An 11,708-nucleotide genomic window follows, 5' to 3' on the forward strand; every position below is an offset into this window, starting at 1 on the left:
CTTCAAGATGTTACCTCCTTAAGCAACTCAAGGATTTCACTTTCAAGAGTCTGTATTTCAGCATTTATTACATCGGAAGAACGTAACTCCTGATACTTATAAAAATGCCTTGTAAATGGAATCTCGTATCCCACTTTACCAATCTTTCCATCCTTTTCGTCTCTGACATCTTCGTTGATCCAAGCATCCTCAATATGCGGACGAACTTCGGCATCGAAGTAGTCGTAAACGCTTTGCTTCAATGGCACATTTTCAAAATCACGAAGTTCTGTATCTGCTTCTTTATTACCTTTGGCGTCATAGCAAATTTCTGCGTTTTCATCGCGCTCGGATAAAGCTAACAACACTGCTTTGTAAACCTGAGCTTTCATTGAAATTCCAGCTTGTTTAATTTGTTTCTTTAGCACTTTTTCAAATTCATCGCGCTTCATATACAATCGATCTGAAGTGATACCTTTAATAACATCTTTGATCGCGTCTTGCTCTACTACTGAAAGTTTAGCAAAAGCCGTTTGATCGTTTAGTTTTTCAATTCTATCGGACGTAGTCCGAAAGTTCAGTCGTAGAGGGCGTTCAATTGTAATTCTCCGGTATCCAAAGTCTTCGTTATCAAAAATTTTGTTGTTTTCGCCATCGTCAAAATAGCTATAAAGCTTCATTATATCGTCGATATGCTCTTGTCCGAGCTCATTACGCTTACTTCCAAGGCTTTTACGCATCTTCTGGTAAAAATTAACCGCATTGATAAGTTGCACCTTACCTTGTCGTTTAGCAGGCTTATGGTTGCTGAGCACCCAAATATAAGTTGCAATCCCTGTGTTGTAGAACAAATCAGTAGGGAGTGCAATAATCGCCTCCAGCCAATCATTTTCAATAATCCATCTGCGGATTTCGCTTTCACCGGAGCCAGCTCCGCCTGTGAACAGAGGACTGCCATTAAGAACGATCGCAATTCGTCCTTCACCAGGCTTCATCTTGGAAATCATATGTTGAAGGAACAAAAGCGATCCATCGCTTACCCGAGGAAGACCTGCACCAAATCGACCGTCATATCCTTTTTTCTTATGTTCTTCTTCAATTTGTTTCTGAGACTTTTTCCAATCTACACCAAATGGAGGATTGGAAAGGAAGTAGTGAAACTCTTCGTTTTCCAGACCGTCTTGTGTAAAACTGTTACCGTATTTGATGTTGGATACATTCAGCCCTTTTAGGAGCATGTCTGATTTACAAATTGCATACGACTCGCCGTTCAGTTCTTGACCAAAAACTTCTACATTCATTGAAGGATTTAATTTATGGAGATACTCGTAGGCAACGGCTAACATACCACCTGTACCGCATGCTGGATCATAAATTTTACGAACAACCTTCTCATCAGTCAGTGCCTTAGCATCTGCTTCAAATAAAACATTAACCATGAGCTGAATCACTTCACGCGGTGTAAAGTGTTCCCCTGCCGTTTCGTTTGATTGCTCCGAAAAACGACGAATCAGTTCTTCAAAAATGTAACCCATCTCCATATTGCTTACGCGGCTAGGGTGCAGATCGATTTTCAACATTTCCTCAAGTACTTTATATAGAATATCTGCTTCTTGAAGTTTGTTAATTTGTGCTTCAAATTCAAAGTAACGAATGATTTCACGGGCATTTTCCGAAAATCCTTGAATGTATTGTTTGATGTTATCTGCAAGCATTCCAGGGAAGTCACGTATAGTCCGTAGAGTAAATGGGCTTGTATTATAGAATTTAGAGCCAGAAGCACGCTCTAGCATACGTTGCTGGATCGTTGTTAGAGGTTCGTTCATCCCCCTATAACTGTCAAGTACCTTTTCCTTACTATCTTCAAGTGCACTGTCGAGACGTCGAAGCACGGTAAAAGGCAATATGACTTTACCGTAGTCGGATTGTTTATAATCCCCCCTCAGCAATTCTGCTATATTCCAAATTAAACTAACTTTATCAGAAAAATTCATATTTATTCTCCTCATATCTGTCTCAAATCTACTTATGCTATACGTATGTAATTATCTTCTATAAGAGCAATTACGACACTATTCATCATTATATCAAAAGTCCCAAATTAAAAAACACTTTAAACAATAACCTGGAGTGTACGATGTATTTGCTTTAAAACAGCAAATACAAAGGAAGCCATCTTCTTGTAAAAAGTGAGAGAAAGAGATGGCTTCCTTTTTTGAAACATTTAGAATTAGAACGTTGCGGTCAAGAAATAACAAACAATAATACGGCGCTGATAACTAAAATATTTAATGCATTTTAATCCACTTTAGTATGTAGCAGCCTCTCTCATCAGACATCAATCGGCAATAATTCTTTTTCGCCACGGTGTTTAACACGTATGATTGCCTCACTTTTTACTGCGTACATTTGACGTGCTACTTTGTACATTACATCTTCACAATATGGGCAACCAGCCTCAGGTTATGTTCGATCAGAAGATTACGCGATCTTGCATCGCCTTCTGCCATCAGCTTCAAATGTTTGGCTTCGTCTGCCTCTGATAACGGCTGAGGAAATGCATTGTTCTTCACATAAGAGACAAGCAGTGTCAATTCCTTAATAAATAGGGCAATGGCCGTAAAAATACCAGGCACGGGTGACACCTCCTACATTCTTCAGAGTCTACATTCTTTGTCGTCTAACTAATGTATGTAGGCATGCACCCATTCGTGCCTGTACGAACGAACCGCATCCATGTTTTTAAACGTCGCTTTTTCGTTTGGCATCCGGTATTCACTTCTCATCATCGTAGGACAAATTTGATCAAGAACAGGTCAATTTAGCAACAACTGTGTAGAAAGCTTACCTTTATTTGTACTATTCTGACAGTAGTTTATAGAGGAGGCTGATGATATTGGCAGTTAAAAAACGCTATGCACACGTCGGAACAGGGGGACGCGCATCCTTCTTCTATGAAGCGATCGTGGGCAGCTATCAGGACAGCGCTGAGCTGGTCGCTTTTTGCGATTCGAATCAGACCCGCATGAACTATGCGAACAACCGGCTCGCTGAGAAGTTCCCGCACTATCGCCCCATCCCTACCTACAAGGCCGCTGATTTTGATGAGATGATTCGCACGGAGAAACCGGATGTGGTCATCGTCACGACCATAGACCGTACCCACCATCATTATATTATTCGGGCAATGGAGCTCGGATGTGACGTCATTACCGAGAAGCCGATGACCGTGGACGAGGACAAATGCCAGCAGATCATCGACACCGTTGAACGGACCGGGCAGAAGGTACGCGTCACCTTCAACTATCGCTATTCCCCGCATGCAACCAAGGTAAGGGAATTGATCCGGGACGGGGTCATCGGCGATGTGCTGCACGTCAATTTTGAGTGGCTGCTGGATACGAGACACGGAGCTGACTATTTCCGGCGCTGGCACCGGGATAAACGCAACAGCGGCGGGCTGCTCGTGCACAAGTCAACCCACCACTTCGATCTGGTTAACTTTTGGCTGAACTCGGAGCCGAAGACGGTCTTTGCCATGGGAGATCTATTATTCTATGGGAAGGAAAATGCCGAAAAAAGAGGCGTGGATTCCTTCTATCAGCGTGCATATGGCAATCCGGCAGCCAAGGAAGATCCCTTTGCACTGGACCTTGAGAAATCCCCTTCATTAAAAGGATTGTACTTGGACGCTGAGCACGAGGACGGATACCAACGGGATCAAAGTGTATTTGGGGACGGCATCTCCATCGAAGATACGATGAACGTGCTTGTGAGGTACAAGAATAACGCGATGCTCAATTACTCCCTTCACGCTTATGCCCCATGGGAAGGCCATATGGTTTCCTTCAATGGAACCAAAGGGCGTATTCAGATGCGAATCGGTGAAAAATCGTACGTAAATTCCGGAGGCAAACAGACCGATGAGCGAGCAACCAGGCTCAGACAGATTCTCGTGCAGCCGATGTGGGAGGATGCTTATGAGGTTCAGCTGGAAAATAAAGCGGGTGGTCATGGCGGAGCGGACCCCATTCTGCTAGAAGACTTGTTCGGCACACCGCCGGAGGATCCATTCCACCGTTCTGCATCCCATTTGGACGGAGCCATGTCCATCCTCACTGGTATAGCGGGCAACGTTTCGATGAGAACTGGGCAGGCTGTTCAGATTGAGAACTTATTAAAGTTCCCTTCCTGAGCTTAATTGAAAGCGTTCCCTATTAGGTGTCGATGCATCTGCTTCTATTCATTTGCATACCGTCCATGCTTAGCAGCATTTGCTTTAGTTATACAAAAGTAAGAGGATAGAGCGTATTCACTAGTTAGTTCACTCCAAGTTTAGATAGTTCATGCTGCTACGAGGATCGTCTTCATCCCAAGATTGAAGAAGCCTAGCACGTGTTATGCATACCCACCAATAAAGAAGCCGCATCCTTATCGGATGCGGCTTTTTGAATCAATTTCATAATACCTTTAGCTGCTTCAATCAAGGGTATATATAGTCTTTATAAATTACTCTGCCCCGGCATCTGTCATCTTCTGGTTGGATTCCTCCGCGTATTCTCTAAAGATCGTATTAAAGTCTCCCTCGAGCACCACTCTAGGAGCTGCCTTGGCATAAGGTGTATTAATCGTACGATCATGATCCGATTTATAAGGAATTTCAGCGAATTCATTGAAGAACGCCGCGCCGTAGTTCTTGCCTTGGTATACGCTGTCCGCTCCATACTGCTCAATAATGCTGTCATTTTTCAGAACCGGCATAATTCCGTTTCTGGAGAGCTTCGTCTGTACTTCTTCCGAGACGAGATATTTAATGACTTCCATTGCCGCATCTTTATTCTCCGTCATCTTCGTTAAGCTGAAGTAGGTAGGGTAGGCCTGTGTACCGATTCCAGGTGCATCCGCAAAGGTCGGCATCGCGACCATATCCCAGTTCATTTTCGAGAACTCGTCAGGAAATACCGATGTGATGGAAGACAGCCAGCCGAACATGGCAAGCTCCTGGGCTTCAAGGAATTCCTTACGATAAGGCAGCTTGTTCTCATGGGCCTGCATATATTCGCGATAGCCGGATACATCTGCTGGTTTGACAAATACGGTCTCATAGAAGTTTTTCCAGCGCTCATCCTGATCCAGTGTAGACTTTTTCGTTTCCGGGTCGACATAAGGGATGGATAGATGATTCATCAGCAGAAGATGAGTCTCTGAGGAAGACAAGCCGACATAGGACTTATCTCCTTCAGTACGTGTCAGCTTCTTGGACAGCTCAGCGGCTTCATCCCATGTCATACCGTCAACCGGATAATCGACGCCAAATTTATCGAACAAGTCCTTGTTATAGTACAGCACCATCGTGTTGTTAAAGACGGGTACACCCCATATTTGATCTCCGGAGATCTGCTTGATGGCATCCACAATAGTCGGTTCAAATTGGGTCATATCGATCTCATGCTGTTCAATCAGCTCCGTCATATCGTACTGCAGATCGAAGTCCGTTAGATATGTCGAGAATCCGCCGATGGATTCCCAGTAAATATCGATGCGCTGTCCTGCTGTGATCAATTCCTTCAGACCGACCTCATTGGTCTTCGGAATGTATTCAATTGTATAATTCGGAAACTTCTCCTTCAGCAGATCTCCAAAGCGCTCGTTCCAGCTCTCTACAGAGTCTCCGCTGTTGGAATACACATACAATGTATCTTTTCCATCCTTGTTGTTCACGACTGACGTTGCCGCCGTTCCGCCAGGCTCTTCCCCTCCACCAGTATTGCCTGCATTTCCGGTACCGCCCGAGCTGCAAGCACTAAGTACCCATACCAAGCTTAAGCATAACGTCAACATCACGGAGTAAAATTTGCGACTGTTCATAATGATCCCCCTTCAAATGTTAGAATCAAGAGAAACATAAATCTTACTGCTGTAACAGCTGCACTTCGGAAAACAGAGAAGTATTATAATTCTCTACCGGATTATTCTCATCTCCCGCGTCAACGGCCATACCAATATAAAAGGTATCCAGCCCTGCCATCGTGACAGACGACACTTCCGTCCAGGCTACACCGTCAGCGGAGTGATAGCCGGTGATGGTATTCCCTTCCTTAACCAGCTTAAACCAGTAAGGGGTGCTCAGCGATGGAATCGGTGGGGTCTGTACCATCTGTCCCCCTTCGTCTTGTCTGCTGTAGAACACGGAGCAGTACTGGTCGCCTCTAACCGAAAATCCGATCATCGCTTCTTTGGCTGCCGGACTTAGGCTGCTGCGGATCATCAGCCCTGAACGATTATGAGGAGCCGTCTCGGACAACTGATCCAGTCTTGCAATGAACTCTGCATCGCCTTCGAGCTGCTGATATACGTATTGAAAGGACTGATCTTCATTCGTCTTCCCGCTGTTACCGGCGAAGAGCGGATCAATATTCCCTCCTCCTTTCACTGTAAATACACCATTTCTCAAATCAGCATGACCTGCTATGCCCGGTTCACCGATATCGGCAGAGCTCCAAGCCCCAAGCTCACCGTTAGCATTAATATGGACGACGACTGCAGCAGAGTCCGTCTTTGTACCGCTGTTATCTACTGCTCGAGCTGTAATATAGTAGCTGCCTTCCGGCAGGTCATCCCATTTCCATTGATAAGGGGCGGATGTATCTTCTCCAAGCTTAACACCGCTTGCATAAAACTCGACTTTGGCGATACTTCCATCTGGATCAGATGCCTCGGCGTTAATCATGATCTTCCCTGGCTGGCCCTTCAAGGCATTCATATCCGGTGAAACGATCTCAACCTCCGGATTGTTGGAACCGCTTCCAACAATACTGTTCAAATAGCTCTCCAGATTGGTATATCCATCATCATTGATGTCGCCATTCCGGTCCGCAGCATCATTCGGATTGAGGCCTTGCTCAAGCTCCCACGTATCCGGCATTCCGTCCAGATCTGTATCATCAGGTGCCGCCTCGCTTGCAAGCTCAGTCCATCCACCCACTTCCTCAGGGTGGTTAATGTGTCTTCCCGTCCGGTTACGTACATCGTTCACAAGTCTGGCATCGATGGAATCCCGTTTCGGTAGAATGGCCCCTGCCTGATTCAGCACCAGCTCATAAGCCTCTGCTGCAGATTGCAGCGTAACCGGTGTGACTTGAAGAGGCTCATATACCAGCTCCTTGCCCGTATCCGGACTCACGGCAAGCCAGTTGTCTTGGGTCGCTGACGGATCTCCGTCAACGACATTACCGGATACATGGAGCTTGCCATTTGCCCCAGTCTGGCTGAGGATGATGCTTCGTTTGTCCAGCAACGTATCCGGACCATACTTGTAGTAGTTGTTCACCATGTTAATATCTGCTTGATCTCCGCCATAACCGCTCAGATAATTCCAGTTGTACACGATGTTGTTGCTGAAATCGAAATTTTGATTGTCATCCAGCGTTCCTTTTACTCTTGGGTTACGGCTTGAGTTATGAAGCAGAATGTTATGATGATAGCTTGCATTGCCCGCTCCCCACAGACCGCCGAAGCCATGTCTTCCCTTCGAATGACTGGACATATGAAGCGCTTCGCCGATAATGGACCACTGCACGGTGGTGTTCTGGTTCTCGTAAGGAGACAGCACTTCGTCAACTCCCCATGTGACAGAGCAGTGATCAATCATGATATTGCTGTATCTTCTGGCTGACATGCCATCGCCGGTCGATTCGGTGTGATCCCCCATTCTAAATCGCATATAACGGATGATCACATGATCTGCCTCGATATAAGTTGAGTGATTGTTGACACTGATGCCGTCACCAGGTGCGGTCTGCCCTGCCAACGTGATGTTGTCACCTCGGATACGCAGCGGAGAATCCAGTGTAATATTGCCAGACACTTTGAATACAACCGTCCGGTTTCCCTGGCTAACTGCTTCTCTTAACGAGCCGGGACCACTGTCATCCAGGTTCGTCACATACACGACATCGCCGCCGCGTCCTCCGGTAGTGTACATCCCTCCTCCTTCAGCTCCCGGAAAAGCCGGGAGAGCCTCGCTGTCTGCCGCTGCTTGAACCGCTGAAGGAGGTTCATCCTGTGCGTATGCTTGATAGGGGACTGCGATAACTGCCAGCATCGCAGTCAGCAAGGTCATTGAAACTTGGCGTTTCCATAGACTAATCATTCATTAGCCCTCCTCATTTGCAATATACAGCACTTGGCCTGGCTCCATCTGAATGTCGTAAGTATGAGAGTAGATCGTTGAGGCATGAACATCGACGTCTGCTCCGGTTAGTCGATAGTTAGCTGCAATGTCTGGAAGAACAATCGTAATATCTGTGGCCCGCTCCGCCTTAAGCTCTGCTGCAAAGCTCTTTGTCCTTCGGTTCCACGTCATCGAAATGCTTCCGGTGCAGAATCGAAATCCTTGAACACGGCCAGCCTCCAGTCGATCGGGAAGTGCCGGCAGCAGCTTCACCATCCGTGGGGATACATACAGCAGCATCTCTTGAATAGCATTCGTGATCCCGAGACTCGCATCGAGCTGAACCGGCGCCTGGGCTTTATTCATACTGACTCCCATATCTCTCCAGTCATTATGAACCGTAAATAAGTTCGTAAGCAGACAGGAGCGGGTCAAGATATCCAGTGAATTAATCGCCTTCTCTCCCTCTCCCAGCCTTGCATAGATTGCCGACATATGTGCCAGCGACCAGCCGGTCTGTGCTCCAAGAACACGCCTGTGAACGGCCTGCTCCAATCCTTGAAAAAGTTCCGGACTTTCCTCACGCGTAAATTCCTGACCCGGAAATACAGGATAGATGTGGGACAGATGCCGGTGATTGTATCTTTCATGAAATTCGGGATGAATCCATTCCTTCAGGGCTCCATCTTCGTTCAGTTTATAGGAAGGAAGCCGCTTCAGAAGGTACTCCCAGCGAACTATATCCTCCTCACTGCGTCCCGTTCTTCGGCTGCCTTCGATAAGATTCGTGAACAGCTCTTTAATGATAGCAATGTCCATGGTAGCATCGATTGCCGTCGGCATCGGATGATCCATTGACTCTCCCGCATCAGGCATGTAATTGCCCGGCGTATTCTCGGGTGAGACCGAAGGATAAATATGAAGCAGCCCATCCTCTCCTTCCGTCAGAAAGTCCTCATAGAATAAGGCAGCCTCCGCCATGAAGGGCAAAGCCTCGTCTCTCAGGAACTGCTCATCTCCTGTGTACAGGTAGTATTCATAATAATGCCTCGCCAGCCAGCCGGCAGCGCCGGTCCAATTCAAGATCACCGGAACGATCTGGGTCGGACTTCCGATCCCCGGCGTCGTTCCAGCTGGAATGAAAATGCCTCTGGCACCGTATAGCTTACGGGCATTCTCCTTAAAGATCCCGAGCAGGGAATCATAATGACGAAACAACGGTTTCATCAGCGAGGATAGATTACCAACAGGCGCATGCCAATTCATCATCTGCACATTCTCATTGGCCATGTAATGACACCACATCAGTCTGTAATCTCCGCCCCATAATCCATATAAAGGCATCGGCATACCTTTCTCTTCAGTAGAGGAAATATAGAGATACCGCCCATAAGCCCACAATTTCTCAAGCAGAGAGACAGAGGCCTTACCGTCATAAGCGGTCAGAAGCAATTCCTCCGTAGATCTGTTCTCGTAATTCTCAGGCTCTTCTGAGCTGATCAGCTCAACGGAAGCGGAAGAAAACAGGGCTTTGTGAAGCAATACATGCGCTTCGAGCAGTTCTGTGTAAGAGGAACTCACTTCTGCCAATTCTTTTCTCAGGCGAGACCACGCCTTGCTCCTTGCTTCCTCTGTAAATACCTTAACGAGAATAACGACCTCATGCGCATTTGTAACCCGCAGCCGTCCATCCTCTTGCCTCACCTGTCCGCCGCTGTCTGTCTTTACCCTCAGAACTGCACCGTAATCTGTTCCATTCTCATGCCTCGCGGCAAAAGACAGAAACTCCCCCTGAGCTGTCAAATCTATCGTCTCTCTCAAAGCTTGCAGCTGCTCGGCTCTAGAAGGATTATCACTCGGATGGATATCAAGCGTAAGGGAAGCATCTACACTGGAAACACTAGATTTGAGCCTGTATACGATCATGTGATCCGCACGCGACACGAACAAGCTCCTATCATATGCCACCTCCCCATCCAGCCAGGATACGGCCACTTCTCCCGTCTCCATATTCAAGCTGCGCCGGTAATGCCGAAACGCCTCCTGACCTGTCATGGAGAGTCTTAAATCCGCTAGCGGCAGAGGAGCAGACAGGGTACTGTTATACCCTTTTTCCTTGAGCGCGCGGGTAAGAACCCAGCTGGCCTCCTGGTACCGTCCCTCATTCATCAGTCTTCGAGTATCTTTAAGCGTATGACTGACGTCGGGAAGAAGGCCGATCTGTCCGCCGTGCCATAGACCGAGGTGGTTGATCAGGATCGTTTCATCCTGCACACCTCCATACACGGATGCCCCGATGACCCCGTTTCCGGAAGGCAGGGCTTCCCTCCATTTGCTCTTCCACCACGAAGAAGGATATCTCGTGACCAGCATGCTTTTACTGCTTCTATTACCGTCCTTCATCTCTGCAGTCATCACGTACAAGGTCTCCTTCCTAAGGTAGTTCGCATTGAAGAATGCGTTTACATTTTGCGATTCGGACGACGCGTATGTCGCAATACACCCATCAGTTGATTGATATTACAATTCGTTCTTAATCTTATTTCAGTTTTACCATGGCTCACGGTACCGTTCTAACCTTTTCTTGCCTTAAGTTTCATCACCTTGATCTTTTTTGCTCTTATTTTATGGATTTATTTCTATCTATCTCGAACAAGGAGCGCTATACTATAACCATCTTCAAAATGCTTACACGTGGAGGTGAGGTACGTGAAGGATTTCGCTATTTATCCGGCCAAGCGCAAAGGAAGCTATACGATGCCGAAATATCATTATCATGACTATTATGAGGTGTATTATCTTCTCTCAGGGCACCGCTACTATTACATTGAGAACAAACGTTATTCGATTGATAAGGGAAGTCTTCTATTTATAGGTAAAAATGAAATTCATAAAACCGTTGATTCTGATCATCAGACCCCGGATCATGAACGACTGGTGCTCTATTTCAGCAGCCGGTTCTTGCGCCGTTTCTCTAATGATCAGCTAGAAATTCTGCTGTCCCCTTTCGACCGGGATAATCGCAAGGTCCAATTCAGTATCAGGGACCAGAGCTATATAGAGCGGCTGATGTTTCAAATGCACCATGAATTTAATCAGCAGGACTCCTTCGGTCGAGAGCTCTATTTGGAATCTCTGCTCGTTCAGTTCCTGCTCTTCTCCACTCGTAAAACACAAACAGACCAGCCCGCTGTTCCGGAGGATTCCATGAACGCAAGGATGGCCGAAATTATCGCTTATTGCAACAAGCATTTTCGTGAGGAGCTGGGACTTGAAGAGCTCGCAGGACAATTTCATATCAGCACGTTTTACTTGAGCCGGCTGTTTAAGCGAACGACAGGATTTACATTCAAGGAATACATCAATACACTCCGCATTCGTGAAGCCGAGAAGCTGCTGCGCGAGTCCAATCACAAGATTATTTATATCTCCGAGCAGGTTGGCTTCGCGAGTGTATCGCACTTCAATCGTAAATTCAAACAAGTCACTCGAATGGCACCCAAGGAATTCAAGAAATTATTTGATGGCGATCGGCCGTTTCGTGAGTTCTAGAGGT

At 46.6% G+C, this 11,708-nt stretch carries 6 protein-coding genes and 1 pseudogene; 2 read left to right on the top strand and 5 right to left on the bottom strand.

Features of this window, described 5'->3' with window-relative positions; genetic code table 11:
- Positions 1 to 2: 2 nt before the first annotated feature.
- Together BK126_RS15065 and BK126_RS15070 are read right to left on the bottom strand one after the other, a co-directional pair.
- Positions 3 to 1,973, bottom strand: a complete 1,971-nt coding sequence (locus BK126_RS15065) for a type I restriction-modification system subunit M (RefSeq protein WP_256702855.1) — start codon at positions 1,971 to 1,973, stop codon at positions 3 to 5.
- 441 nt (positions 1,974 to 2,414) lie between these two features.
- Positions 2,415 to 2,615, bottom strand: a pseudogene (locus BK126_RS15070) (RNA polymerase subunit sigma-70); the annotation flags it as partial.
- A gap of 254 nt (positions 2,616 to 2,869) precedes the next feature.
- On the opposite strand from BK126_RS15070, the gene BK126_RS15075 reads away from it, so the two are divergent.
- Positions 2,870 to 4,174, top strand: coding sequence for a Gfo/Idh/MocA family oxidoreductase (locus BK126_RS15075; RefSeq protein ID WP_076313354.1), 1,305 nt, complete (start codon positions 2,870 to 2,872; stop codon positions 4,172 to 4,174).
- Positions 4,175 to 4,488: 314 nt separating this feature from the next.
- Here BK126_RS15075 and BK126_RS15080 read toward each other — a convergent pair whose 3' ends face one another.
- The 3 genes from BK126_RS15080 to BK126_RS15090 are packed head-to-tail and all read right to left on the bottom strand — an operon-like array spanning position 4,489 to position 10,567.
- Entirely contained in the window at positions 4,489 to 5,847 is a 1,359-nt protein-coding gene (locus BK126_RS15080; protein ID WP_076313355.1) for an ABC transporter substrate-binding protein, read from the bottom strand.
- 43 nt (positions 5,848 to 5,890) lie between these two features.
- On the bottom strand, positions 5,891 to 8,131 hold the full coding sequence (locus BK126_RS15085; RefSeq protein WP_143757726.1) for an Ig-like domain-containing protein: 2,241 nt from the start codon (positions 8,129 to 8,131) through the stop codon (positions 5,891 to 5,893).
- A 3-nt stretch (positions 8,132 to 8,134) separates the two neighbouring features.
- Positions 8,135 to 10,567, bottom strand: a complete 2,433-nt coding sequence (locus tag BK126_RS15090) for a glycosyl hydrolase family 95 catalytic domain-containing protein (RefSeq protein WP_256702873.1) — start codon at positions 10,565 to 10,567, stop codon at positions 8,135 to 8,137.
- Positions 10,568 to 10,861: 294 nt separating this feature from the next.
- On the opposite strand from BK126_RS15090, the gene BK126_RS15095 reads away from it, so the two are divergent.
- Entirely contained in the window at positions 10,862 to 11,704 is an 843-nt protein-coding gene (locus BK126_RS15095; RefSeq protein WP_083655896.1) for an AraC family transcriptional regulator, read from the top strand.
- Positions 11,705 to 11,708: the final 4 nt, after the last annotated feature.

Origin of the sequence: Paenibacillus sp. FSL H7-0326 (assembly GCF_001955535.1) — a bacterium.
GTDB classification, from domain to species: Bacteria; Bacillota; Bacilli; order Paenibacillales; family Paenibacillaceae; genus Paenibacillus; species Paenibacillus shunpengii.

Bases quoted from the DNA above. Each gene is read 5' to 3' on its own strand.
- BK126_RS15090 (WP_256702873.1), bottom strand. From the start codon at position 10,567: ATGACTGCAGAGATGAAGGACGGTAATAGAAGCAGTAAAAGCATGCTG.
- BK126_RS15085 (WP_143757726.1), bottom strand. From the start codon at position 8,131: ATGATTAGTCTATGGAAACGCCAAGTTTCAATGACCTTGCTGACTGCG.
- BK126_RS15080 (WP_076313355.1), bottom strand. From the start codon at position 5,847: ATGAACAGTCGCAAATTTTACTCCGTGATGTTGACGTTATGCTTAAGC.
- BK126_RS15065 (WP_256702855.1), bottom strand. From the start codon at position 1,973: ATGAATTTTTCTGATAAAGTTAGTTTAATTTGGAATATAGCAGAATTG.
- BK126_RS15075 (WP_076313354.1), top strand. From the start codon at position 2,870: ATGATATTGGCAGTTAAAAAACGCTATGCACACGTCGGAACAGGGGGA.